At 69.5% G+C, this 25,358-nt stretch carries 23 protein-coding genes; 10 read left to right on the top strand and 13 right to left on the bottom strand.

Annotation, left to right across the window (positions count from 1 at the left end):
• Positions 1-8 precede the first annotated feature (8 nt).
• The 5 genes from eutM to hydA form a co-directional block, all read right to left on the bottom strand.
• Entirely contained in the window at positions 9-308 is a 300-nt protein-coding gene (eutM, locus tag AMK25_RS06395) for an ethanolamine utilization microcompartment protein EutM (RefSeq protein WP_104114777.1), read from the bottom strand.
• 90 nt (positions 309-398) lie between these two features.
• Positions 399-2,420 carry a hydantoinase B/oxoprolinase family protein gene (locus tag AMK25_RS06390; RefSeq protein WP_073827211.1) on the bottom strand — a complete coding sequence of 674 codons (2,022 nt, stop codon included), beginning with the start codon at positions 2,418-2,420 and terminating at the stop codon, positions 399-401.
• Complete coding sequence (locus tag AMK25_RS06385; RefSeq protein WP_198937461.1) at positions 2,417-4,477, bottom strand: hydantoinase/oxoprolinase family protein; 2,061 nt, start codon at positions 4,475-4,477, stop codon at positions 2,417-2,419. The genes AMK25_RS06390 and AMK25_RS06385 overlap by 4 nt, the downstream gene beginning before the upstream one ends.
• Positions 4,478-4,611: 134 nt before the next feature.
• Positions 4,612-6,225, bottom strand: a complete 1,614-nt coding sequence (locus AMK25_RS06380) for an ABC transporter substrate-binding protein (protein ID WP_083664652.1) — start codon at positions 6,223-6,225, stop codon at positions 4,612-4,614.
• A gap of 145 nt (positions 6,226-6,370) precedes the next feature.
• A complete protein-coding gene (hydA, locus tag AMK25_RS06375; protein WP_073827208.1) occupies positions 6,371-7,750 on the bottom strand; it encodes a dihydropyrimidinase in 1,380 nt (459 codons plus the stop codon).
• Between the two features lie 292 nt (positions 7,751-8,042).
• Here hydA and AMK25_RS06370 point away from each other — a divergent pair, with 292 nt between their 5' ends.
• Positions 8,043-8,831, top strand: a complete 789-nt coding sequence (locus AMK25_RS06370) for a cupin domain-containing protein (protein WP_043325411.1) — start codon at positions 8,043-8,045, stop codon at positions 8,829-8,831.
• Positions 8,828-9,286, top strand: a complete 459-nt coding sequence (locus AMK25_RS06365; protein ID WP_143194697.1) for a dimethylsulfonioproprionate lyase family protein — start codon at positions 8,828-8,830, stop codon at positions 9,284-9,286. The genes AMK25_RS06370 and AMK25_RS06365 overlap by 4 nt, the downstream gene beginning before the upstream one ends.
• A gap of 40 nt (positions 9,287-9,326) precedes the next feature.
• Here the strand turns inward: AMK25_RS06365 and AMK25_RS06360 are convergent, their stop codons facing one another.
• The 7 genes from AMK25_RS06360 to AMK25_RS06330 all read right to left on the bottom strand — a co-directional run bounded on the left by AMK25_RS06360 (position 9,327) and on the right by AMK25_RS06330 (position 14,843).
• On the bottom strand, positions 9,327-9,710 hold the full coding sequence (locus AMK25_RS06360; protein ID WP_073827206.1) for a hypothetical protein: 384 nt from the start codon (positions 9,708-9,710) through the stop codon (positions 9,327-9,329).
• 101 nt (positions 9,711-9,811) lie between these two features.
• The gene (locus AMK25_RS32350; protein ID WP_083664651.1) at positions 9,812-11,104 is read right to left on the bottom strand and encodes a signal peptidase I; all 1,293 of its coding nucleotides are present in this window, start codon (positions 11,102-11,104) and stop codon (positions 9,812-9,814) included.
• An 11-nt stretch (positions 11,105-11,115) separates the two neighbouring features.
• Positions 11,116-11,733: a SipW-dependent-type signal peptide-containing protein gene (locus AMK25_RS06350; protein WP_073827761.1), complete on the bottom strand. Its 618-nt coding sequence runs from the start codon at positions 11,731-11,733 to the stop codon at positions 11,116-11,118.
• Positions 11,734-11,757: 24 nt separating this feature from the next.
• Positions 11,758-12,375, bottom strand: coding sequence for a SipW-dependent-type signal peptide-containing protein (locus AMK25_RS06345; RefSeq protein ID WP_073827204.1), 618 nt, complete (start codon positions 12,373-12,375; stop codon positions 11,758-11,760).
• Positions 12,376-12,792: 417 nt separating this feature from the next.
• Entirely contained in the window at positions 12,793-13,119 is a 327-nt protein-coding gene (locus tag AMK25_RS33045) for a hypothetical protein (protein ID WP_073827203.1), read from the bottom strand.
• A complete protein-coding gene (locus tag AMK25_RS33040; RefSeq protein WP_073827202.1) occupies positions 13,116-13,454 on the bottom strand; it encodes a hypothetical protein in 339 nt (112 codons plus the stop codon). Before AMK25_RS33040 ends, AMK25_RS33045 begins: the two co-directional genes overlap by 4 nt.
• Positions 13,455-13,631: 177 nt before the next feature.
• A complete protein-coding gene (locus tag AMK25_RS06330; protein ID WP_043325416.1) occupies positions 13,632-14,843 on the bottom strand; it encodes a helix-turn-helix domain-containing protein in 1,212 nt (403 codons plus the stop codon).
• Positions 14,844-15,421: 578 nt separating this feature from the next.
• On the opposite strand from AMK25_RS06330, the gene AMK25_RS06325 reads away from it, so the two are divergent.
• From AMK25_RS06325 to AMK25_RS06290, 8 genes are all read left to right on the top strand, one after another.
• Positions 15,422-16,129, top strand: coding sequence for a GntR family transcriptional regulator (locus AMK25_RS06325; protein WP_083664649.1), 708 nt, complete (start codon positions 15,422-15,424; stop codon positions 16,127-16,129).
• A gap of 239 nt (positions 16,130-16,368) precedes the next feature.
• Positions 16,369-17,259: a dihydrodipicolinate synthase family protein gene (locus AMK25_RS06320; protein WP_073827201.1), complete on the top strand. Its 891-nt coding sequence runs from the start codon at positions 16,369-16,371 to the stop codon at positions 17,257-17,259.
• On the top strand, positions 17,259-18,260 hold the full coding sequence (locus AMK25_RS06315; protein WP_064447291.1) for a proline racemase family protein: 1,002 nt from the start codon (positions 17,259-17,261) through the stop codon (positions 18,258-18,260). Before AMK25_RS06320 ends, AMK25_RS06315 begins: the two co-directional genes overlap by 1 nt.
• Entirely contained in the window at positions 18,257-19,663 is a 1,407-nt protein-coding gene (locus tag AMK25_RS06310) for an aldehyde dehydrogenase family protein (protein ID WP_073827200.1), read from the top strand. Before AMK25_RS06315 ends, AMK25_RS06310 begins: the two co-directional genes overlap by 4 nt.
• Positions 19,660-21,075 (top strand): aminopeptidase P family protein, encoded by a 1,416-nt coding sequence (locus tag AMK25_RS06305; RefSeq protein WP_043325422.1) that lies wholly within the window; start codon positions 19,660-19,662, stop codon positions 21,073-21,075. The genes AMK25_RS06310 and AMK25_RS06305 overlap by 4 nt, the downstream gene beginning before the upstream one ends.
• Positions 21,051-22,220, top strand: coding sequence for an NAD(P)/FAD-dependent oxidoreductase (locus AMK25_RS06300; RefSeq protein ID WP_073827199.1), 1,170 nt, complete (start codon positions 21,051-21,053; stop codon positions 22,218-22,220). Before AMK25_RS06305 ends, AMK25_RS06300 begins: the two co-directional genes overlap by 25 nt.
• On the top strand, positions 22,207-22,461 hold the full coding sequence (locus tag AMK25_RS06295) for a (2Fe-2S)-binding protein (RefSeq protein ID WP_073827198.1): 255 nt from the start codon (positions 22,207-22,209) through the stop codon (positions 22,459-22,461). The genes AMK25_RS06300 and AMK25_RS06295 overlap by 14 nt, the downstream gene beginning before the upstream one ends.
• Positions 22,458-23,843, top strand: coding sequence for an FAD/NAD(P)-dependent oxidoreductase (locus AMK25_RS06290; protein WP_073827197.1), 1,386 nt, complete (start codon positions 22,458-22,460; stop codon positions 23,841-23,843). The genes AMK25_RS06295 and AMK25_RS06290 overlap by 4 nt, the downstream gene beginning before the upstream one ends.
• A gap of 39 nt (positions 23,844-23,882) precedes the next feature.
• On the opposite strand, the gene AMK25_RS06285 is transcribed toward AMK25_RS06290, so the two are convergent.
• The gene (locus tag AMK25_RS06285; protein ID WP_073827760.1) at positions 23,883-25,253 is read right to left on the bottom strand and encodes an L-serine ammonia-lyase; all 1,371 of its coding nucleotides are present in this window, start codon (positions 25,251-25,253) and stop codon (positions 23,883-23,885) included.
• Positions 25,254-25,358: the final 105 nt, after the last annotated feature.

Below are 25,358 nucleotides of genomic sequence, written 5' to 3'. Positions count from 1 at the left end.
GGCTCCGGTCAGGACTTCGTTCCGCCTCGACTCGAACCGGTCGGCAGGATCGCCTCGACCTCGTTGTGCGGGCGCGGGATGACGTGCACCGAGACGACCTCACCGAGCCGGGAGGCGCTGGCCGCACCGGCGTCGGTGGCGGCCTTGACCGCGCCGACGTCGCCACGGACGACGACGGTGACCAGGCCACCGCCGATGTACTCGGTGCCCACCAGGACGACGGTGGCGGCCTTGACCATGGCGTCGGCGGCCTCGACCGCCGCGACCAGGCCCCGGGTCTCGATCATGCCCAGCGCGGACATCTGCAGGTCAGCCATGACAGTTCTCCTTTGCGAGTTGGTTGGCGTGCGGGTGCCCGCCGTTGCCCAGGACCGTGGTGGTCTGGAAGTGGGGTGGTCTCATCGCACGGTCACCTGCCGGGCGATGTGGTGCACGAGCGCCTCCAGCGGGGACTGCGCCGGTCGCTGGGCGCGGGCGGGCCGGTCGCTGCCGCCTGCGGGCCCGGCGTCGCGATGGCGGGCCGGCGTCGCACCGGGCCGTGGGCCGGGAGGCGCCGGCTCCGGCCGCGCCCCGGCGCCCGCCGGTTCCCGGGGTGGGGTCAGTCCGGTCTCGGCGAGGCAGCGCGCCCGGAGTTCCTCCACGGTGCCGCCCCGGTTGAAGCGGGGCAGGTCGCCTCGGCCGGCGGCGAGTTCCGCGCGCCGGGTCCGGGTGCGCTCGGCATCGACCCGGCCGTCGACCAGGACCACTCCGTAGCGCCGGGCGCCGTCGACGGTGACCAGGCCCCGCTCGACGTCGTGGCGGACCTGCTCCGGGTCGCGCTCGAGCGGGTCGCCCCAACCGCCGCCGCCCCAGGTGACGAAGTGCAGCAGGTCGCCGGGGCGGACCGCGACGTGGTCACACTTGGCCGGGACCACCTGCCGGGAGCCGTCGGCGCGTTCCAGGATCTTCGTGCCGCGTTCGCCGGGCTCGCCGCCGAGCACGCCCCAGGGTTTGGTGAACCATCTGTCGTCGTGGATCGAGACCTCACCCGGTTCCAGGAACCGGTAGCCGACCCGGATGCCGTTGCCGCCCCGGTGCCTACCGATGCCCCCGGAGTCGGGGACCGTCTCGTAGGACTCGATACGCAGCGGGTAGTAGGCCTCCAGGTACTCGTTGGGCACGTTGGTGAACGAGGGCCACATGGAGTGCCCGTCGAACCCGTCACCGACCGGTCGGGCGGGCACACCGCCGAAACCGATCTGGTAGAGCTGGAACCACTTGCCGTGCCGATCCAGGCCGGAGTACATCAGGTGCGGGCTGGAGGAGAACCCGGCGGCGGCGAGGAAGTCCGGCTGACACTGCCCCAGCAGTCCGGCGAGCACGTCGAAGAGCCGACCCAGGGCGTGGGTACGACAGGAGACGGCCGCCGGGCGCCGGGGCTTGAGCAGGCTGCCCTCGGGGATGCGGACGTCGACCAGGGGGTAGAACCCGTCGTTGAAGAGGATCATCGGGTCAACGGCCATGATGGTGTAGACCCCGAAGAACATCCGTAGGACGTTCTCGTTGAGCAGGAAGTTGATCGACCCCTCGGCCTGCTCGCTGGTACCGGTGAAGTCCAGCACCACCCGGTCGCCCTCGCGCCACAGCGAGCAGCGGATGCGGAACGGTCCCTCGCCGCGTCCGTCGTCGTCGACGAAGTCCTCGAAGGTGACCGGCTGCTCGGGCACGACCTGGCGGAACAGCTTCGCCATCGCCTGCCGGTTGCGCTCCAGCAGCAGCTCCAGGGTGGACAGGTAGGTGTCAGCGCCGAAGCGCTCGCAGAGTTCACGGACCCGGGTCTCGGCGGTGCGGCAGGAGGCCAGGACCGCGTTCAGGTCGGCGCGGTTCCAGCTCGGCAGGCGCACCTGGTTGAGCACGGTGTCCAGGAGCTGTTGGTCGAGGGTGCCGCCGCGGAACAACTTCACCGGCGGGACGATGACGCCCTCCTCGTGGATGGACACCGCGTCGGTGGGCAGGCTGCCGGGCACCTTCCCGCCGACGTCGCTCATGTGACCGAACATCGCCGCCCAGCCGACCAGCGCCTTCTCGAAGTAGATCGGCAGCAGCACCAGCCAGTCGTTGGCGTGGCTGATGGCGCCGTCACAGGCGTACGGGTCGGAAGTGAAGAAGACGTCGCCCTCCTCGACCGTGCCGTCGTATCCGGAAAGAAAGCCGTCGATGAAGGAGCCGAACTGTCCGGCGACCATGCGCCCGCGCCGGTCGGCGATCAACGGGAAGGCGTCGTGCTGCTCGCGGATGCCCGGTGACATCGCGGTACGCATCACCACCGCGTCCATCTCGAAACGGGCGTTACGCAACGCGTTCTCGACGATGTCGAGCACCGCGGTCTCGACCTCGACGCCACGCTCCGGGCGTACTGTCTCGACGATGACCGCACTCATCGTTTCCCTCCCTGCTCGGCGGGCAGGATGAGCAGGTTGCCCAGCCTGTCGACGCGCGCGACACAGCCCGGCAGGACCAGGCTGGTGGAATCCATCTCGACCACGATCGCCGGCCCGGACAGCTCGTTGCCGGCCCGCAGGGCGGTGCGGTCGTAGAGGGTGGCCTCCTGCCAGCCGCCGTCGACGTAGACCTGCTGACGGCCGACGATCGCCTGCGCGGCGTCGCGGTCACCGGATTCGATCTCGACCGGGGTGATCCGTTCGGCGTGGGAGATCCCGACCGCCCGGATGTTGACGATCTCGTGCCGCTCATCCAGTGCGAAGCCGAACAGGCGCTGGTGGGCCTCGTCGAAGCCGCTGCGCAGGTCGGGGATCACAGCCATGCCTCGGCCCGCGTCGACCTCGACGGAGACCTCGAAGCCCTGGCCGTGGTAGCGGACGTCGGCCTCGTATCGCACCGACCGGGCGTCGCCTGGCACCCCGGCCCGGTCGAACTCGGTGTCGATCTGGGCGGCGAGGTCGGTGAACTCGCGCCGCAGCAGTTCCTCGTCGACGTCGTCGAGAGGGCGCACCAGGGACCGGTTGGCCTCGGCCCGCACACCTGTCGAAGCGTCACCGTAGGCGCAGAGCACCCCGGGCGACTGCGGGATCACCACCGGCCAGGAGCCGAGAAGCTTGGCGAGCGCGTTGACGTGCAACGGGCCGGCGCCGCCGAAGCCGAACAGCGCGAAGCGCCGGGGGTCGTAGCCGCGCTGCACCGAGACCAGCCGCAGCGCGCCGAGCATGTTCTCGTTGACGATGTCGATGATCGCGGCGGCGGCGGCCTCCACCGACACCCCCAGCCTGCTCGCAACGGTGCCGACCGCCGTGCGGGCCTTCTCCACGTCCAGCGGCATGGCGCCGCCGAGCAGGGCGTGCGGCAGGTAGCCGAGCACGACGTTGGCGTCGGTGACGGTGGGCAGTTCGCCGCCGCGTCCGTAGGTCGCCGGACCGGGCAGGGCACCCGCGCTGGCCGGGCCCACCCGCAACGCACCGGTCAGCTCGGGGACGTGGGCGATGGAGCCGCCGCCGGCGCCCACGGTCTGTACGTCGATCGACGGGGCGCGGACGGCGAGGTCGGCCACGGTCGTCTCGCGCCGGATGGCCGGGGTGCCGTTCTCGATCAGCGCTACGTCGGTGGAGGTACCCCCCATGTCCAGGGTGAGCAGGTCCGGGTGGCCGGCGGCCGGGCCCAGCGCCACGGCGGCGGCGACCCCGCCGGCGGGTCCGCTCATCAGCAGACTGACCGGGATGTCCTCGGCCCGCTCGAAGGTCATCAGTCCGCCGTCGGAGCGCAGCACGCGGCGCTCGCCCAGGAGTCCCTCGGCGACCAGTTTCGCGCTGAGGTTGCTCAGGTAGGAGCTGACGCCGGGGCGGACGTAGGCGTTGGCGACGGTGGTCAGGGTCCGCTCGTACTCCCCGAGCTCGGGCAGGACCCCGGCGGAGGTGGAGACCGGCACACCAGGGGCCTCGGCGGCGGCGATCTCGGCGGCCCGCTGTTCGTGGGCGGGGTTGGCGTAGGAGTTGACGAAGCCGATGGCGAGGGCGTCCACGCCCTGGTCGACCAGCTGGCGGACCGCGGCCCGCACGGCCGCCTCGTCGAGGGGCTCGACCTGCTCGCCTCGGGCGTCCATGCGGCCCCGGACCTCGCGGACGTCTTCGAGCGCGACCATCTCGGCCGGCCGGTCCCAGACGATCCAGCCGCCCAGACCGCCGGGAACGAACGAGCGGGCGATGTGCAGGACCTGCCGGTAGCCGACGGTCACCACCAGGCCCACCCGGGCGCCCCGGCGTTCCAGGACGGCGTTGGTGGCCACCGTCGTGCCGTGCAGGAACTGGCGGACGTCCGCGGCGCGGGCCCGGGCATCGGTCAGCACCCGGGTTACGCCCTCGATGACGCCGACGGACTGGTCCTGAGGCGTCGAGGGCACCTTGGTCCGTCGGGTCTTCCCGGTCGCCTCCTCGATCAGAAGAACGTCCGTGAACGTGCCACCGACATCGACTCCTAGGCGGTACATCAGTGCACATCCTGCTTTCTCGAGTGCCGGCTCTTCTCGGGTTGCCGTTCTGCGTCGTCGCTGCGTGGTCCCCGGCCCCTGGGGTGCTGCCCACCGGGGCCGGGGATCACCGCGCCGGTGGGACGCCGGCGAGGTCAGGAGCCGCTGATGTCGTAATAGTTGACGTGGCCCTGGGAATAGCTGACGAACCCGGTCACGCCCTTCTTGAAGACGTAGTACTTCTGGGAATCGACCAGCGGGATGGCCGGCATGTCACCCACCAGGAAGTCGTTGACCTGCTTGATCAACGCGTCGCGGTCGGGACCCGGCTGGGTTTCCAGGATCTTCCGGGAGAGGTCGTCGAGGGTCGGCGAGCTGTAGTTCTGCAGGTTGGTCAGCCCACCCGTGGAGTAGAAGACCTGCAGGTAGTAGGCGGGGTCGGGCACCAGCGGGGTGCTGGTGGCCAGCCAGCTCTGCAGCTTGCCTTCACGCTTGGCGGTGTCGAAGTCCGCGCCGGAGGCGACGTTGTTGAGCTTGACCTGGATGCCCACCTTGGCCAGTTGCGAGCGCAGCAGGACGGCGACCTGCTCGCTGTGCGCTCCGACGTTGGCCGCGTTGTAGGCCAACTCCATCGGGAAGCCGTTTGGCAGGCCGGCCTCGGCCAGCAGTTGCTTGGCCCGGTCGAGGTTCTGGGCGAAGGGCTGGCTGGCCGCCGGGGCACCGAAGTCGTCGTGGATGAAGTCGTTCGAGGGCGCCGAGTAGCCCTGGTACGCGGAGTCGACGATCGCCTTGCGGTCGACGGCGTAGGAGATGGCCTCGCGGACCCGCTTGTCGTCGAAGGGCTTGGCCTTGAGGTTGGGCACCAGCACGTCGATGTTCGGGTAGAGCACACGCTCCAGCCGGGCCTGGTCGCTCTCCTCCAGCGAGGAGAGCTGGTCGAACGTCATCGCGGTGGCGACGTCGACCTGCCCGCTCTGGGCCAGCTGGAGCCGGTTGGAGGTGTCGGGGACGGCGCGGACCACCACGTCGGTGACCTTGGGCTTCCCGCGGAAGTAGTTCTCGTTGGCGGTGAGCCGGACCTCCTTGCCGGGGTCGAACGAGCGCACCTGGTACGCCCCGAAGGTGGCGGTGTTCTCCCCGAGCCACTTGTAGGCGTACGGATCGTCGGCGGTGGCGTGCTTCTTGGCCTCCACCGAGTCGTAGATGGTCATGAAGAAGGTGCTCAGGATCGACACGCTCACCGCGTTGGGCTTGGCGACGTTGATCGTGAACTTCTTGTCGTCCGTGACGGTGATCGGGTTGGCGGTGTCCCAGCCGCCGACGCCCATCAGGATCTTGGCGATCGGCACGCCGGTGCTGTTCACCATCCGGTCCACCGACCACTTCACGTCTTGCGAGGTGATCGGGTTGCCGAACTGGCTCTTGGCCTCGCGCAGCGTGAACGACATCTTCCTGCCGCCGTCGTCAAGCGTCCAGGACTCGGCCAACTCGGGCTCGATCTGGTCCGGCGTCTGAAGTTTGGTAGCGCCGGCCTCGGGCTTCTTGAAGCGCACCAGGGTCCCGGCGGTGTTGGGAAGCAGGTCGATCGAGATGAAGCCCTGGTAGCGCTCGGAGTCGAGACTCGACAGCACCCCGGGCGCGGCGATGGTCAGCGCCTGGCCGGTGCCGGCGTCAGACTTCCCCGCATCGTCGGCGCCGCAGGCCGCGAGCGACACGCTCGCCACGGCGAGCACTGCCACGGCTCGCACCCGCACGGAACGTATTCCCATGCCGACACCTCCAAATTGTGTGCAAGCTTGAATAGGTCTAGCGCAACAACCCAGGTAGGGCGACTAACACGAGCGATGCTTGTATACAAACTTGACCCTGTCAAGGCTCCGAGCAGTCAGATCCCGCAGCCAGCCGCGTCGACACTCACGCCCGGCGACGGGCCAGGAACCGACCAGCGTCCTGCCGGCCGACAAATCGTCCACGCTGGGCGATCAGCTCCCCGCGCAGATAAACCGCTTCGACCCGGCCGGGCACGTGCCACCGCTCGAACGGCGTGTAGTCACAGTTCTGCGTCATCGTCCGGGCGAGCACGACGGAGGCCGCCTCCGGGTCGAGCACGACCAGGTCGGCGTCGGCGCCCCGCCTGATGACCCCTTTTGTCGGGTACAGCCCGAACCGGCGGGCCGGCTCGGTGCAGGCCACCTCGACGAAGCGCGACAGACTCAGCCGCCCGGGGCGTACACCGTGGCCGTAGAGCAGGGGAACCCGGTGTTCGATGCCCGGCGCTCCGTTGGGGATCCGGCGAAAGTCCTCGGCTCCCAGGCTCTTCTGCCCGGCCATGCAGAACGGGCAGTGATCCGAGCTGACGACACCGAGGATGCCTTCCCGCAGCCCTTGCCAGAGCGCCTCCCGGTGCTCGGCGGTGCGCAGCGGCGGGCTAACGACGTACTTGGCCGCCTCGAACCCGGGCTGGTGGTAGAGGTCGGCGTCGAGCAGGAGGTAGTGGGTGCACGTCTCGCCCGCGACCGGGCGGCCGGCCCGCTGGGCCTCGGCCACGGCGGCGACCGCCCCGGCGGTGGACAGGTGCACGAAGTACAGCGGGGCGTCGGCCAGGTCGGCGAGCGCGATCGCGCGGCGTACCGCCTCCACCTCGGTCTCGGGTGGCCGCGACAGCAGGTGCGCCAGCGGTCCGGTGCGGCCGGCCCGAACCAGCCGCTCGGCGAGGACGTCGATGACGTGACCGTTCTCGGCGTGCACGCAGAGTGTGGCGCCCAGGCGGGACGACTCGGTGAGGATGGAGAAGAGCTCTCCGTCGTCGAGCATGGCCAGACCCTTGTAGGCCATGAACACCTTGAAGCTGGTCACACCGTCGGCCACCACGAGCGCCATGTCAGCCACCATGCCCGGGTAGGGCGAAGTGACAGCCAGGTGGAAGCTGAAGTCGATGGCGGAACGACCGTTCGCCCGCCCGGCCCACCGGGCCAGCACCTCCGGCAGACGCTCACCGGCGCGCTGAAAGGCGTAGTCGACATACGTCGTGGTGCCGCCGACGGCAGCGGCCCGGCTGGCCGAGGCGTGGTCGTCGGAGGTGACCGTCCCCATGAAGGGCGTATCCATATGTGTATGCACATCGACGCCACCCGGAATGATGATCTTTCCTCGGGCGTCGACCTTCTCGACATCAGCCGATGGCGGAATCCGGCCGACACTTTCGATGCGGCCGGAGTCAACGAGCACGTCAGCGCGGTGGACACCGTCCTCGGCGACCACCGTGCCTCCGACAAGACCAAACCTTCGGGGCATCTCTTCCCCGTTCGCTGCAGATGAGGAAACGCGAGTGACAGGCGGGCTAGGCAGTGGACCGTATACAACTCGACGGGACGGCACAAGGAGTCGACTCAACCCCAACCCGACGCCGACCACCGGGAGGCAACTCCTGCCCGCAAGCCAGCCTTAGGCATTTTGCATACATTACGCCTCGATGAGGTCAGCGGCGGTGGCCGACTTTGCTGCTCAGGCCCGAGTATTCACGACGACGCCCTAGACGAGCTGCGCCAGATTACATACAGTCTGGCGCAACCTGAAGGAGGTCGCCATGGCTCATTCCGGCAAGCGACGGGTCACCATCGAACAGGTACCCCAGCGGGTGTGGCGGGCATCGGGCCTGCCCTTCGGCCTACTCGTGCGGCAGATCAACGCCGACCCGGAGACCGGCGCGCAGACGCTCGTCGTCGACGTTCCACCCGGCTGGCAGATGCCCGAGCACTGGAACAGCGCCGACATCGAACTCCTGGTCCGCGACGGCGACCTGAGCATCGCCGGACGCCAGTGCCGGCGCGGGCACTACCTCTTCCTGCCCTCCGGCACCGAGATCGGCCCGGTCTCCTCGACCGAAGGCGCCACGTTGATCTTCTGGACGGACTCGCCGTTCGAGGTCCGCACGGACGAACGACCCCCGCCGTCGAAGCCGCTCGGAGAGACCGTCGACCTGTTCGACCCGGCCAACTGGCGACCCGTCCAGGAGGCTTTCGCGGGAGTGACCGACACCAGCAGTCACGGCGACCTCGATGTGCCCACGCAGTGCATCCGGTTGCGCAAGGTGGAGGAGACCGGCAAGGACACCATCCTGTTCGTCCTGCCACGCAACTTCGCCAAGACCGCGTTGGAGTTCCACCACAGCACCGAGGAGATCTTCTTCCTCGGCGGCTGGTGCGCCACCGACCCGGAGCACGTCTACCGTGCCGGTGAGTACCTGTGCTGGGAGCCGGGCGTCATCCACGGCGTCGTGACCGGCTGGGAGGCCATTTGCCTGTCCAAGCATCACGGACCGCTGACCAGCCCACAGATCCCCCTCGGGGCGACAAGCGTGGACGCCGAGCGGTGACGGCATTGCCCGGCCGTGGACGCCGGATCGCCGCCGGGGACGCCGGGGCGGGCGCCGTACGCCCGGCGTTCGTCGTGCACCGCGACGAACTCGCCTACGAGCTGATCTCCAGCCTCAACCACAACACCGACGACGAAGGGCTGGTGCATCGCCTCGTCGACCGGCAGCTCACCGGCGACCCGGACTGCGAGTTCCTCAATGGGGTCTACCGCATGGAGCCCGGGATGACCCACCCGCTGCACCTGCACGCCGAGTCGGCCGAGTTCTACTACGTGCTGTCCGGCACCGCGCTGTTCCGAGTGGCCGACGAGGAATTCGAGGCGGGCCCGGGCACCGCGATGTACATCCCCGCCGGTGTCGCCCACGCCATCACCACCGGCGGCGGGCACGCCATGGAGTTGCTCTACTCCTTCAGCACCCCGGACCTCAAGGAGATCGGCACCAGGTGGCTGTAGCCGCCGACTGCGGAGCGGCTCCCCCTGCCTACGTCCACCACTAAGGGACGCTGCAGAAGTAGAGCTCATCCGTCAGCATGCCGAGCGAACCGGTGACCGGCGCCGACGTCCAGCCGCCAGGGCCGTTCGCGTACAGGGTGAAGGTGCCGGTGCCGACAGCCAGCAGCGCGCCGGGAACGACGATCGAGGTGTCGTCTGGGCCGAGAGTGCCGCCTCCGGAGAAGCCGTCGCTCAGGGACCAGGTGAAGCCACTGCGGGCCAGGCCACCGGCGGGCAGGTTCCAGGTGAAGGTGGGCGGGGTGAGCTGGCCCGCCGTGCACGCCAGGTCGGTCGGTGGGTCGACCGTGCCGGCGGCGAGGGCAGTGCTGCCGTGCTCGGTGTCGTTCCAGGCGGCCAGCGTCCACTGGGCAGGTGCGAGCGCCATGACATGGATCCAGAGCGAGAGGGCGAGGACACCCGCGAGCCGGCGTCGCCGGGCCCGGCTCTTACGTCGCCAGCTCGGCGTAGCGGGGATCCCTACGCGCCTCACGGCTGTTCCTGCCTGATCCGGTTCCTGCGCGTGGTGCGCACGAGCAGCAGACCGACGAGCAGGGCGCCCGCACCGGCGAGCATCGGCGTCCGCAGGTCGGTGCCGGTGCGTGGCAGCGTGTCGACCTTGCCGCCTGTCGCCGCCTTGTCGCCGAGCCCGGTCGCCGTGAGGATCAGGTCGGCCGAGCCCGCGGCCGTGGAGTTCGGGAGCAGGCTCGCGGTGACGAGTACCCAACGCTGTTCGTCGGAGCGCATCGTGCTGATGGGGACCGGGCGTTCGGCCAGTCTGGTGGCGGGGCCCTCGGCGAGAACCTGCTCTCCCCGCCCGCCGGGACAGGCGCCGTTCACCCAGCGGATGGCGCAGACGGCGGCCATGACCTGGAGTCCGTTCGGCGAGACCACGAGCGGGCCCAGCGCCGACAGCGTGATTGTCACCGTGCCCGGGTGCGGGGCGTGCGCGGTGACGCCCACCTGCCACGGCACCGGCTCCTTCGGTGTCATCGATGTCATGCGGGCCTCGTCGCGGATCGATATCAGGGTGAGGTACCTGCCCCGGATGACGTCCTCAGTCGGTTCTGCCCGTGCCTGACCGGGCGTGGCCAGGACCGCGGCGGCGACGCCCGGCAGCACGGCCACCATGACGAACAACCGCCGGGCGGTCGATTCGACGTGCGCCGCTGTCCGGCCCGGCGGGGCGCCGGCCTCGGGACCTGTTCCCGCCTCGTCAGGCGTCGGAGGGCCTGTTCGCCGTCGGCGCCACGCCGTACGCCGCCGGGTCGGCGGTTCCGTGGCGCGCGGCCAGAACGCCCAGGTGACGATCACGGCGGTCCCGACCGTGATCGCACTGGTCGCGTACGGGTTCGACACGGCCCGCACCGTGTACCCGAGCCCGGGCACCGACCAGGTGACGAGCCGTACGCGGGTCACCGCGTACGGCGCGGAGTCGTTGGAGTCGTTCGCGTCCCCGCGCAGGGTGAGCAGACGGGTGGGCCCACCACCGTCGGCGATCTGAACGACCCGGTGGGTGATCGGTGGAAGCGGCGTGCGGTCGACGGTGACCACGTCGCCCACCTCGACCTCGGACGCGGGGATCTCACGCACCACCGCCAGCGACCCGGCGGGAATGGTGGGGCTCATCGATCCGGTCTTGAACAGGATGAGTGAGATGTCGAAGAAGAACGCCAGCGGGACGAGGACGACGCACACCGTCCCGCCGACGGCGAGCAGGGTCAGTGCCAGGTCTCCGACGCGGGCGATGACGCCTCGCCCTCGACGTGCTCGTCTCATCATGTGCAGGACCCTTACGTAGATGTGGCGGTGAATTCCCAGGTGACGGTGGCGCTCGTGCCCTGGTACGAGTTGTCTGCGCCGGCCTCGATCCGCACCTCGAAGCAGAACCGCACCTCTGGCGTCGCGCCGTCGGGAGTGGTGAGGACGGACGACACCGGTGAGCCGGGAACCGAGGTGACGTCCAGGTAGCCGGGGCCGGCGATCCACGTCGGCGAACCGGTGAAGGCGGTGGCGGAACAGGCGCTACCGGTGTCCGGGGTACGCACCGCGCGGTATTCGAGCACCGGAAGCAGGGCCCCGGAGCTGTCCGAGGAGCTCGTCAGCGCGACCGTACCGTCGACATTCGTCATCGTGGTCGTGCGGATGTCGATCCAGGCGTACGACGAGTCCGTGGGGGACATCGCGGTCGCGTTGAACGCCAGTGTCGCGGCGTTTCCCACCGGATTGTGGCTTGCCCAGGCACTGGACGCGGTCTGCGACTCGGTACCGAAGACGCTTGCGGTGAACGACCCGGTGCCGTACTCGCTGTCGGTCCACGCCGCGAGCGTGGACGTCGTGCCCACGCCGAGGACGAGGGCGGCAGCGAGTACGGCACGGGTCCGGAGGAGCCGTGGTGATCCGGCCGGCACCCGGCGGTTGACCACGGCTGCCACCTACACGGACTCGGCGAGGAGCTGCCAGGTCTCCGTGACCGACGAGCCCTGCACCAGAGCGGCGTCCGCCGTCACGACGAAGCACAGGTACGCCGGAGCGCCAGGCGTCGTGGGAGGAGTGCCCTGCGTCAGGTTGAACGGCACCGCGCCGGCCACCGAGTCGAGCGCCGTGCCCTGCGCCACGATCCAGGTCGGGCTCGTGGGGGTCGCGCTGCAGTCCGCGAAGGTCGGCACGGTCGCGATCCCGTAGGTGAGCCCGGTGAAGGCGGGCAGGTCGGGAGTGGCCGAGGCCACCGCGACGGTCGCGTCGTACGTGGTGGCTGCGGTCAGGCGGACGGCGAACGGTGCCGCGACCACGTCGCCGGGGCTGATGTTGTCGAAGCCGGTGCTGAAGGCCAGCGCCGCCGCCGTGCCGGACGTGGAGTGCTCCGCGTAGGTGGTGTCGTCCGTGCTGCCCTCGATGCTGAAGGAGCCGGCGGTGAACGTCCCCGTGGCGTACTCCGAGTCGTTCCAGGCGGCGAGGGAGATCGTCGCGCCGACGCCGAGGGCGAGCCCTCCGGCCAGGACGGCCTTGAGCTTGCGACGCCTTCCCGGGCTGCTCGATCCGCCCGATGTCAATCTTGTCGATCCAAACAACGTGTCCTCCTCGTGCGACGCTGTGGGCTGGCCTGGGGCCGGTGACAGCCGTGCGGTGGCGGTCCGGCCGGCTGGTGCCGTCGTGGAACCGCCGTGCGAACGGGATGACCCGGCTGGGCTGTCACGCAAGAGACACGATAGGTCTCAAACCAGACAAAGCGGGCGAAAGTGTCCAAATCACCTGGCGAACCGGGCCATGTTGGCCCGGCGCGCGGCGCTGCACCCGGCCCCCGCCTTCCGGGCGGAACCTCATTGCGGTTCCCCTCGTAGCGTGGAGGTCAGAGCTTGAGGGATAGAGGTTCATGGCTGAGCCGAGACGCTAGTTCGATTCGGAGTTCCGGGCGGGCGCGGTGCCCTCTTCGGTGTGAACTGTCGGCGGCGGGCGAAAGGCCGGCCGGATCAGGCTCGACGCGAGGTCAAGGGGCCTGGTGAGGGTTTGTCTCGACCGGGTTCGGCTGGCACGGTTGCTGCACCTCGCTGCTGCACTACCGGCATGAGGTTGCCGCTTTCCCTGGTCCAGCCGAGGAAACGGCGGTGCAGCACGCCCGCCGGCGTCCACGGCATGTCCTCGGTGGCCTGGACGAGGTAGGCACCGAGGTAGAGTGCCAGCGACATCGGAGCGCCCGAATACTCCGCGCACAACTCCCGCTTCCGGGTTGGGCATGGCCAGGGCAGGTCGCAGCCTCCGCAGCTCCAGACCGGCATGACCGGGCCGTGGGTCGTCACCGCACACCCTCCAGGAAGCGCGCCGTGATCGCCCGCGCCTGCCGGCTGGTCGCCCATTCCACCTGCCAACAGGGGTACGGAGTCAGCCGCGCCCACCACGCCCGGCACCCGGCACACATGCCGTCGAGCCCTGGAATGTGTACCGCGAGGATCGCCTGTTCCTGCCCGCCGGTCACCGCTCGCCCTCCTGTGGCCAGTGGCCACGATTGATCGGTATCCGGTGCCGAGCGCGGCAGGGCAGGTCGGACCCGCAGCGGCAGATGCGCCGCCAGAGCCGCCACGACCACACCGGCCGGTGCCTGCGAGCAAGAGTCAGCGCGGTGGCAGAAAGGTATTCGTCATACGAGACGCGCCGCACGGACCCTCCCTCGCTCACGAACGAGGGCGGTCTCCTGCCCCCGAATCTGAGGGGGACGCGGCGACCAGGCGATACCCGCACCGCCCGCCGCATCCCGTAAGCAGGACGCTACGGTCAGTCGCGGAGCGAAATGGGTAGGGTTCCTACCCCTGGATCACGAGAGCAACCCGACCTTGACCGCGAGGTCACGGGCGTCATCACGGCTGGAGCGTGGGCCGTCGAGCAGGTCCAACGTGATCTGGCGGGCGTACCCGTTGAAGCGGATCGTCTCCGGGGCCCACTCGTACGCCTGCCGCAGCGTCGTCACGGCCGCTTCCTTGTCGTCCTTGCCGTAGTGCGCCCGCGCCACCTCGATGAGATGGCGTGCCCGGCGCGGTCTCGACGGGATAGCCGCCGAGTCGTGGCGGCGCGCCTGCCGCACCGCCTCACCGGACTTCTGCAACTCCACCGCCACCGTCACCGCATGGGCGCCCATGATGACCCGGGAGAACGACGTCTGCGGCTGATAGAAGCCCTCCGGCAGACGCTGCGCCACCCGGTCCGCCCGATCCCTGTACCGCCACGCCCGGCCTTCCTCACCGGCACGCGCGGCGGTGTAGGCGGCTTCGAAGTTGAGCGCACCCCACAACGCCAGCAGATTCGTGCCCCCGTCGACCGCCCTCGGCTCCAGAGCCGACAGGACGTCGTGCGTTACCGCCATGGCGGTGTCCCAGTCCCCCGCGTCCCGATGCACCTGACACAGGAACCATGCCGCGAGGGCCACCGCCTCCGGGTCACCGGAATCCTGCGCCGCCACCATCGCCCGGTCCGCGACCCGCCACAACAACTCGGCAGCCGGCTGGTACGCAAGGAACATCTGCGTCAGCCCGAACGTCTCCGCCAACAGCGACTGTGCATGCCGACGCTCAACGCCCTCATACAGCAGCGCGGCGCGCTGCACGTCGTGCAGAAGTCTCGGCAGCAGCCCACCGAGCACCGTCCGGTGATCCGACGCCTGATGACGCGCCCGCCACGCCACCGCAAGCCGCTCACGCAAACCGACCAACGACTCCGGCTCAGCATCGTCGGCGAGCACGACGCGGTTCACGGCGTCCCGCACCGACGCCAGCGCCGGGTGTTCCGGCCCGTTCACCACAGCCGACCGGTCGCTCAGCTCGCCGGCCAGAGCAGACACGTCGACCTTGAGCGCACGCGCGATGCGATCCAGCATGTGAATGCGCGGAGGCAGGATCCGATCGGTCTCCACCGCCTTGACCCACTCGGCACTACGACCGACCAGCCCACCCAGCACCGCGCGAGTCTTCCCGGACCGCTCCCGGTAGACCTTCAACCGCTGACCGAAGGTCAACTCCGGCAAGGATTCCATCCCGGACCTCCTCATAGCGCGGGATGCGCCACCGGCCTCTTAGCCGCCGTGGCACCAACGCTACCGAGCTGCGTGCGGCCGCATAACCCCGAACACACCGGCATGCTGTCCGGAGCCCTCGTGATGGCTCCACCTAGACGTACGTCCACTTCACCTGCGCTGGTCCGCTCGACGCGCTGGCCGCGCCACGTCGCGGCCTCACATCGTTGGTCGCTGGTCGGCGAGGCTTCACGCCGTCTTGTGCCCCGGGTGTGCCCCGGGCCCGGCGAACGGTACTTCCTCCAGCGCCGAAACCCGCCCGCGTCATCCCGCCGCCAATCGCCCCCCAACAACGCCTCGACTACGACAAAGGCCCTCCGGCGAGCTGATCGATCCGGCCACGCCGTCGCGTAGCAGGCTGCGACCCACCGGCTGTCGCCCGGTAGATGTCGAGGCGATACCCACTGGGTAGGCTCCGAGATCGGCGCGGTGGTTGACGGTGGCGCTCAGAGACAGGGCCGCCGTCAGCAGGGATGAAGGGCGGGCCCCGGGCGGCTTGTTCTCAGGGTTGGCTCGACGGGACCGGAGCGGATGCAACTGTGAAAGGCAACCAGCGGGCTGGCGATGCGAGCGCTGCCGCATCCACGCTGGACCTGAACCCGCTTCAGAGTCGGCAGAGCCTACGCGAGGACGTAGCGCACGCCCTGCGCGCGGCTATCGTGGCTGGCAGCTTGAGGCCGGATTCGACCTACTCCGTCCCGATGCTGGCCGGACGCTTCGGCGTCTCGCCCACGCCGGTTCGCGAAGCGATCCTCGACCTGGCCAAGGAGGGCTTGGTCTCGATCGTCAAGAACAAGGGATTCCGCGTCAAGGCCCTCAGCGAGCGGGATCTGGACGAGATCACTCAGATTCGGGAGCTTCTCGAGATTCCGGTGGTGGCCGACCAGACGGGCAGACTGTCGGAACCGCAGGTGCGGGAACTGCGGAGGTTGGCGGACAACATCGTTTCTGCTGCGGGACGTGGGGACCTGGTGGCGTACATCGAATCGGACAACGCCTTCCACCTGACACTGTTGCGTGCCGCCGGGAATCAACGGCTGGTCGAGACGGTTGCCGACCTGCGCAATCACACCCGTTTGTACGGTCTCGACGCACTGGTGGAGAGTGGAGGTCTGGTCGACTCCGCGAACGAGCATCTCGAGTTGATCGAGCTCATCGCCGGGGGTGACCGTGAGGCCGTGGTCGGCCTGATGCGACACCACTTGCGGCACGTCCGGGGCATCTGGGCGGCCCGTCGTGAAGACTAGGACCACCGTGCTCTGTTAGCACGTCCGCCATGCTGGCTGCCGCCCCCGGCCGCCAGCATGGCACCTCGGGGCCACACCTACTGTGCTCGCCGGCAGCAGCCGGCCCGTCATCGCATGCGGTCACGCCCTCAGCACGTCATCGACTGACCTCGAACGCGCCAGGGCCGGGCCGATTCACCTCTTGACGGGGCGGGCGCAGCCACTATGGTGCTATGTAACATATTACTGATGGAGGCCGCATGGAAATGGCGCCGTGGCGTGGGGTTCTCGTAGCGACCGCTCTACCGTTCCACGCCGACCAGGGCATCGATTTCGGTGCTTACGCTGCACATGTCGGGTGGCTCGCTGACAACGGCTGCCATGGCGTTGTCCCCAACGGTTCCCTCGGTGAATACCAGGCGCTCAGCAGCGAGGAACGGGCTTCGGTGGTGCGAACGGCGGTGCAAGCCGCCCCTGATGGGTTCGCCGTCGTACCAGGCGTCTCGGCCTACGGTGCCGACGAGGCACGGCGCTGGGCCGAGCAGGCTGCGGAGGAAGGCTGCCCGGCCGTCATGTTGCTGCCACCGACGGCGTACCGCGCTGACGAGGCAGCAGTGCTGGCCCACTACCGGGAGGTGGCGAAGGCAGGTCTACCGATCGTCGCCTACAACAATCCGATGGACACGAGGGTGGACCTGACACCCGACCTGCTGCGGCGTCTACACGACGAAGGTTTGATCGTCGCGGTCAAGGAGTTCAGCGGCGACGTCCGCCGGGCGTACCAGATCGCCGAGACGGCGCCTGGTCTCGACATCCTCGCCGGCGCGGACGACGTCGCGCTCGAATTCCTGATCGCGGGCGCAGTGGGATGGATTGGCGGTTACCAGAACGCCATTCCGGCAAGCTGCGTTCGCCTTTACGAGGCCGCGACGGCGGGTGATCTCAGGACGGCAGTCCTCCTCTACCGGGCACTGCATCCGCTGCTCCGTTGGGATTCGCGCACTGAGTTCGTTCAGGCGATCAAGCTTTCCATGGATGTAGCCGGTCGTCCCGGCGGCTTCACGCGCCAGCCGCGCCAGCCACTGGCCTCCACCGACGCCGCGGTCATCCGCACCACGACCGAACGGCTGCTCGCGGCAGGGCACCGCTGATGCGCAGTAGCCGTCTCATTCACGTCGTCGACTCCCACACGGAGGGAATGCCCACCCGGGTGGTGACCGGAGGCGCGCCGCTCCTGCCGGGCGACACCATGGCGCAACGTCGGGAGTACCTGACGAACCACCGCGATGACCTGCGCACGTTTCTGATGTACGAGCCGCGCGGGCACTCCGCCATGTCGGGTGCGATCCTCCAGCCGCCCACCCGCCCGGACGCCGATGTCGGTGTGGTCTTCATCGAGGTGTCGGGGTGCCTGCCGATGTGCGGACACGGTGCGATCGGTGTGGCTACCGTACTGGCAGAGACCGGGATGGTGCCGGTCACCGAGCCGGTGACCACGATCCGCCTCGATACGCCGGCCGGACTGGTGGTGGCGTCTGTCAAGGTCGAGCAGGGCCGCGCCACCGCTGTCACCATCCAGAACGTTCCTTCCTTCCTGGTGGAACAGGACGCGCTGGTCGACGTCCCCGGCTACGGCCACGTCCGTTACGACCTCGCGTTCGGCGGCAACTTCTATGCGATCGTCGACCTGCCCGAGCTGGGCCTGCGACTGGATCGCACGGACAAACAACGGCTGCTGGAGGTGGGCCTCGGCGTCATGAGAGGCGTGAACGACACCGCCCGGCCCGTGCACCCCGAACAGCCGCACATCTCCGGATGCCACCACGTCTACCTGACGGCGGAGGGGGCGACCGCCCGGTTGTCACGCCACGCCATGGCCATCCATCCCGGCTGGTTCGACCGATCCCCTTGCGGGACCGGCACGTCGGCGAGGATGGCGCAGTTGCACGCCCGCGGGTTGCTTCCCCTCGGACAGGAATTCGTCAACGAGTCCATCATCGGCAGCCGGTTCTCCGGTCGGCTGGTCGATACGACCACCGTCGCCGGTCGGCCAGCGGTGGTGCCGACAGTTACCGGGCGGGCGTGGCTTACCGGTACCGCCCAGTTCTTCCTCGACCCCGAGGATCCTTTCCCGGCGGGATTCATGTTGTGAGTCTCATTCAGAGCCGTTCTCCTCAGAAGCCGGACGATGTCGTCGCGGAGCGTGCCCCGGTCACTCCTGATCGGGTGCGGAAGCTCGCCGATTCGGTCCGTGTCGCGCAGGACGCCTGGCGCCGTCGGGATCCCTCCGGCCGCGCCGCCGCCCTGAGCGGGGCGGCGGACCGGCTGCGGGCTCGGGCCGGTGAAGCGGCTGCCCTGATCGTCCGTGAGGTGGGCAAGCCGGTCGTGGAAGCGAACGCCGAGGTCAGCCGGGCCGCTGCGATCCTCGACTACTACGCACAGTCCTGCTTCGCGGCGATCGGCGACCTGCTGGCGCCGACGCTGCCGGCGAATCAGCCGGGACTGCTGTTCACCGAACGTCGGCCGCGGGGCGTGGCCGGTCTGATCACGCCGTGGAACTTTCCACTGGCCATCCCCCTGTGGAAGGCCGCACCGGCCCTCGCCACTGGTAACGGAGTGCTGCTCAAGCCGTCACCCGAGGCGCTGGCTTGCGGCGAGTTGGTGGCGGGCCTGTTCGACGGGCTGCTGCCCGACGATCTGCTCCATGTCGTGCCGGGAGGGGCGGACACCGGACAGGCCGTCGTCGAAGCGGCTGACGTCGTGTCCTTCACCGGCTCCGCGACGGTCGGCAGGGGTGTCGCCGCCGCCGCCGTTCGCGCCGGGCTGCCGGTTCAGGCGGAGATGGGCGGACAGAACGCCGCGGTCGTGCTGCCGGACGCCGACCCTGCCACCACTGCCACGATGCTGGCAGGTGCCGCCATGGGATATGCGGGCCAGAAGTGCACCGCGACCCGGCGGATCATCGTGGTGGGCGATGCCACCGCGCTCACCGAAGCCCTGGTGGCCGCGGTGGCGGGGCTACGCGTCGGCGACCCGGCCGATGCCGGCGTCGCAGTCGGTCCCGTCATCACCGACGCCGCGCGCCGTCGAGTTCTGGACGGCGTCGCGGCAGCCCGCGCGGCAGGAGGCCGGGTTCTCACCCGTCTCACGTCCCCGGGTGACGGCCTCTATGTGGCGCCGGTGCTGCTCGATTCGGTCGACCCCGGCCATCCGGTCGCGTGCGAGGAGACGTTCGGCCCGCTGGCCAGCATCTTCACCGTGCCGGACCTGCCCGCCGCGGCCGCTCTGGTCAACCATGTTCGGTACGGGCTGGTGACGTCCGTCCACGGCCGCGACATCGGCCGGTTGTTCGAGGTGGTCCGGGCCGTCGACACCGGTCTCATCCGGGTCAACACGCCCACTACCGGAGTCGATTTCCATGCGCCGTTCGGCGGGGAGAAGGCGTCCAGCCAGGGCCCTCGAGAACAGGGCACAGCTGCACTGGACTTCTACACCTCGTTGCGCACCATCACCCTCTGCACTCCCCCACCCAACCCCGCCGAGGAGGCCGCATGAAACGGGTCGACCTGCACACCGGTAGTCATGATCTGCCGGTCAGCCCCGCGCTGGAGAAGTTCATGCTCTCCGGGTGGGCGGACAGCGAGCAGTACGTCACACAGGTCGACGAGGTCGCCGGCTGGGCCGCGGCACGCCGGAGACAGCTGCACGGCCGTTTCTCCGGGGAACGGCTCGTCGTCCCGGCCGGAAGCTTCAAGAGGCGTTCCAACGACCAGCACTATCGGTTCCGCCCGCATTCTGCCTATGTCTGGCTGACCGGCGACCAGTCCTCAGACGGGGTCCTGGTCATCGAGCCGGACGGCGAGGAGATGCTCTATCTTCGCCCCCGATCCGACCGGAGCACGCCCGAGTTCTTCCGTGACCGGATGTACGGGGAACTGTGGGCCGGACGCCGGCCCACCTTGGGAGAGAGCCGTCGGCGGCTGGCTGTGACGACCCGTCATCTGGCCGAGCTGGAATCGGTTCTGTCCGGGCGGGGCGTTCCGACCCGCGTGCTGCGTGGAGTCGACGTGCACGTGGATGGGCTGACGGCCGACGCCGCGGGGCCGGGCGACCTGGAGTTCGCCGCGGTACTGGATGAGATGCGGCTGGTCAAGGACGACTGGGAGATCGGCCAGCTGGAAGAGGCGGTAGCCATCACCACCCGCGGTTTCGAGGACATGGTGCGTGCCTTGCCGATGGCGAAGCGTACGTCCGAGCGTTACCTGGAGGGGGTGTTCTGGCAGCGAGCCCGCCTGGAGGGCAACGACGTCGGATACCACTCGATCGTGGCCGCCGGTGCGCACGCCGCCACCTTGCACTGGATCGACAACGACGGCGCGGTCCGCGACGGGGACCTGCTGCTGCTCGACGCCGGTGCCGAGACGAGGTCGCTCTACACGGCAGACATCACTCGTGTTCTACCGGTGTCCGGCCGGTTCAGTCCGCTGCAACGCGATCTTTACGAGTTGTGCCTGAAGGCGAACGACGCAGCTCTGGACTGCCTCAAGCCGGGCGCCGACTGGCGTGCGTTCCATCAGGCGGCGATGACCGTGCTGGCGTACGGCCTCGCCGACCTGGGCGTGCTGCCTGTGTCGCCGGAACGCGCCTTGACCGAGGAGTCCGGGCTCTACCGGCGGTGGACGCTGTGTGGATCAGGCCACATGCTCGGTCTGGACGTCCACGACTGCGCGGCTGCCCGCGCTGACAGCTACCTGCACGGACGGCTGGCTGCCGGCCAGGTTCTCACTGTCGAGCCCGGCCTCTACTTCCAGCCTGACGACGAGTTGGTTCCGGCTGAGCTGCGCGGAATCGGGATTCGGATCGAGGAGGACGTTCTCGTCACCGACAACGGCTGTCGAGTCCTCTCCTCCGGGCTACCCCGACGTCCCGACGAGATCGAGGCATGGATGCACCGGGTGTCGTCGTGATCGACGCCGGCGCCGACGTGGTGGTGATAGGCGCCGGGATGACCGGTGCCGCCTGCGCCTACTACGCCGCCCGGGCCGGCCTGACGGTGACAGTGGTGGACCGGACGGGCGTCGCGTCCGGCACCACCGGGGCCGGCGAAGGCAACATCCTCCTGTCCGACAAATCACCCGGACCGGAACTCAGCCTGGCGCTTCATTCCGTCGCGCTGTGGCGCGAACTGGGCGAGACGGTGGGCGATGCGCAGATCGAACTGGAGCGTAAGGGCGGACTGGTGGTGGCGGCCTCGGCGACAGAGCACGACACGCTGTCGGCGTTCGCGGACCGCCAGCGTGCTGCGGGCATCGAGGCGCACGCCGTCGCCTCGCATGAGTTGCCCGGCTACGAGCCGCACCTGTCCCCCCATCTCGTCGGTGCGGTGCACTATCCCCAGGACATGCAGGTCCAGCCCATGCTCGCCGCCGCACACCTGCTCCGTGCGGCCCGGGCAACGGTACTGACCGGCACCTGCGTCGTCGGCCTGCTCCGGGACGGCACCGGGGGGATTCGAGCTGTGCGGACTGATCATGGCGTGCTGTCAACGACCAGGGTGGTGAACGCCGCCGGCGTATGGGCTGGCAGAGTCGCCGCGTTGGCGGGCGTCGAACTGCCGATCCTGCCTCGACGTGGCTTCGTCCTGGTCACCCAGCCGCTGCCAGAGCTCGTGCGGCACAAGGTCTACGCCGCCGGCTACGTTGCGAACGTCGAGCGCAGCACCGCTGGGCTGGAGATCTCCCCGGTGGTGGAGGGGACTCGCGCCGGCACGATCCTGATCGGGTCCAGCCGGGAGCATGTCGGCTTCGACCCGGCCATGTCTCTGCCGGCGCTCAGAGGGCTCGCAGCGGCTGCGATACGCCTGTTCCCGATCCTGGCCGGCGTCTCCGCGATCCGCGCCTACCGGGGTTTCCGGCCGTACAGTCCGGACCACCTGCCGATCATCGGCGCGGACAAGAACGTGCCGGGGCTCTACCATGCCACCGGCCACGAGGGCGCCGGTATCGGCCTCGCCCCGGCGACCGGGCACGCCATCGCGGCACTGCTGACCGACCGCCGCCCGCATGTAGATCTACGACCGTTCGCACCGGAGCGTCACCATGTTCACCTTTGACGGCCGCTCGATCCCTCACGACGGGCGGCAGAGCGTAGCCGCGGCTCTTCTGGCCGCCGGGATCCGATCCTGGCGGAGCACACGCGTCGAAGGACGACCCCGGGGGGTCTTCTGCGGCATCGGCGTCTGCTTCGACTGTCTCGTCACGGTCAACGGTGTGCCGTCGCAGCGGGCCTGTCTGGTGGTCGCCCGCAGCGGTGACGTGATCGAACCTCAGGACGAGCGGCGGGAGAGGACATGAGCACGTACGACCTGGTGGTGATCGGTGCAGGACCGGCCGGTCTGGCCGCGGCGGTCACGGCGGCCGACGCCGGCTGCCGGGTGGCCGTCCTGGATGCCGGGCCGCGTCCCGGCGGACAGTACTGGCGGCACCGATCCGGAGCGGACGCCCACAGCCACACGGACTGGGCGGTCTTCGCCGGTCTGCGCGCACGGTTCGACCAGCTCCATCACCACCCCGACGCGGCACTGTGGTTCGTCGAGTCTCGCCCGGACGACGTCGGTCCGCAGTTCGCCGTCCACACGCACTCCACGGTCGTGTACGGCCGGCGACTCGTCATCGCCACCGGAGCTCATGACCGGGTTGTCCCTTTTCCAGGTTGGGATCTGCCGGGGGTGGTCACCGCAGGTGGAGCTCAGGCCCTGCTGAAGGGTCAAGGGGTGGTGTTCGCGCGACGCATCGTCGTCGGGGGTACCGGACCGTTTCTGTTGCCGGTCGCGACCGGCTTGGCCGACGCCGGCGCCACGGTGGTCGGCGTGTACGAGGCGAACGACCCTGTCCGGTACGCACGGCATGTCGGTGCGGTTCTCGGCGCAGCGAGCAAGTTGACCGAGGCAGGCCGGTACGGCTGGCGCATGCTGCGCCGTCGGGTGCCGTATCGGCGGCGTACGGCTGTGGTGGCCGCGCACGGCGACGAGCAGCTGACCGGGGTGACGGTGGCGGCGATCAGCCCGCTGGGCTCGGTGGTGCCCGGCAGCGAGAGACACGTCGGCTGCGACGGTCTCGCCGTCGGCTTCGGCTTCACCCCGCAGGTGGAGGTGGCTGTCGCCCTGGGATGCGAGACATTCATGGACCGCGACGGCAGTCTCGTGGTGAGGATCGGGCCGGATCAAGCGACCTCGGTACCGGGCGTGTATGCAGCGGGCGAGGTGACCGGCGTCGGCGGGGCGAAGCTGGCGCTCGTGGAAGGGCACCTCGCCGGGGACGCGATCGCCCGGTCTCTCGGTCGTGCGGAGCCGCTGCGTGCGGGTGAGCGCAGCCGGCTGCTACGGATCCGGCGTCGACTGCGTCGTTTCGCGGCGGCTCTGCACGCGGTTCATCCCGTGCCGGCGTTCTGGCCCGACCTGTGTGACGACCAGACGCTCGTCTGTCGGTGCGAGGAGGTGTCGGCAGGCGCTGTTCGGCAGGCGGTGCGTGAACTGTCCGCGAGCGATGCCCGGGGCACGAAGCTGTTGACCCGCGCCGGCATGGGCTGGTGCCAGGGGCGAACATGTGGTTACGCCACAGCATGCCTCACCGCCCGAGAAGCGGGACGGCCGGTGAGTTCGGTGGATCTTCAGGGACATGCGTCTCGTACGCTGATGCAGCCGATCACGCTTGCCGACCTCGCCGGCGACGACTGATCTCGCGCACGACGAATCACGGCCGGCGCGGAGGTGCCCTCAGCATTCGATGACGTTGACGGCGAGGCCGCCCCGCGCGGTCTCCTTGTACTTGACCTTCATGTCCGCGCCGGTCTCCCGCATGGTCTTGATGACCTTGTCCAACGACACGTGGTGCACCCCGTCGCCCCGCAACGCCAGCCGGGCCGCGGTGATCGCCTTGATGCTCGCCACCGCGTTGCGCTCGATGCACGGGATCTGCACCAGGCCACCCACCGGGTCGCAGGTCAGCCCCAGGTTGTGCTCCATGCCGATCTCGGCGGCGTTCTCCACCTGCTCCGGTGTACCGCCGAGCGCCTCGGCCAGCCCGGCCGCCGCCATCGAGCACGCCGAACCGACCTCGCCCTGGCAGCCCACCTCGGCGCCGGAAATCGAGGCGTTCTCCTTGAACAGCACGCCGATCGCGCCGGCGGCCAGCAGGAACCGGACCACACCGTCCTCGGACGCGCCGGGCACGAACCGGGTGTAGTAGTGCAGCACGGCCGGGATGATCCCGGCGGCGCCGTTCGTCGGCGCGGTGACCACCCGTCCGCCGGCCGCGTTCTCCTCGTTGACCGCCAGCGCGAACAGCGTCACCCAGTCCATCGCGCGCAGCGGGTCCTGGCTGCCGGTCTCCGCCTCCAGGCCGCGCCGCATCTCGGCCGCGCGCCGCCGGACCTTCAACCCACCCGGGAGTACGCCGTCACGCGTGCAGCCGTTCTCCACGCACTCGCGCATCACGCGCCAGATCTCCAGCAGCCCCGCCCGGACGTCCGCCTCGCTGCGCCAGGACAGCTCGTTGGCGAGCATCACCTCGCTGATCGACAGCCTGGTCCCGGAGGTGACCGTCAGCAGCTCCGCGCCGGTGAGGAACGGATGCCGTACCCGGGTGGCGTCCGCCTTGATCCGGTCCGCCCCGGCCGCCGCCTCGTCCACCACGAACCCGCCACCGACCGAGTAGTACGTGCGTGACCGCACCTCGTTCCCGGCCGCGTCGTACGCCGCGAACGTCATCCCGTTCGGGTGGTACGGCAACGAGCGCCGGCGGTGCAGCACCAGGTCGGCGTCCGGGTCGAAGTCGATCCCCTGGCTGCCGAACAGGTCGAGCCGCCGCTGCGTGCGGATCCGCTCGACGCGCGGCCCCACCGAGTCGGTGTCGACGGTCTCCGGGACCTCGCCCTCCAGCCCCAACAGCACCGCCCGGTCACTGCCATGCCCATGCCCGGTCGCACCGAGCGAGCCGAACAACTCCGCCCGTACGCGCGCCACGTCGGCCAGCTGCCCGTCGGCCTTCAAACCCGCCACGAACGTACGAGCCGCCCGCATCGGCCCGACCGTGTGCGAGCTGGACGGCCCGATACCGACACTGAAAAGATCGAAAACACTGATCATCGCGCGCATGCTCCTGTCATCGCCATGGACGACGGTCTTCGGTTCCGCGTGACCGCCCATGGCTGCCTGGTCCGCGGCGAACGATGCCGGAAGCTCCGCGTCGCG

Source organism: Micromonospora sp. TSRI0369, assembly GCF_001905625.1.
Lineage (GTDB): Bacteria > Actinomycetota > Actinomycetes > Mycobacteriales > Micromonosporaceae > Micromonospora > Micromonospora echinospora_A.
This window is presented reverse-complemented; position numbering and strand designations above follow the sequence as displayed.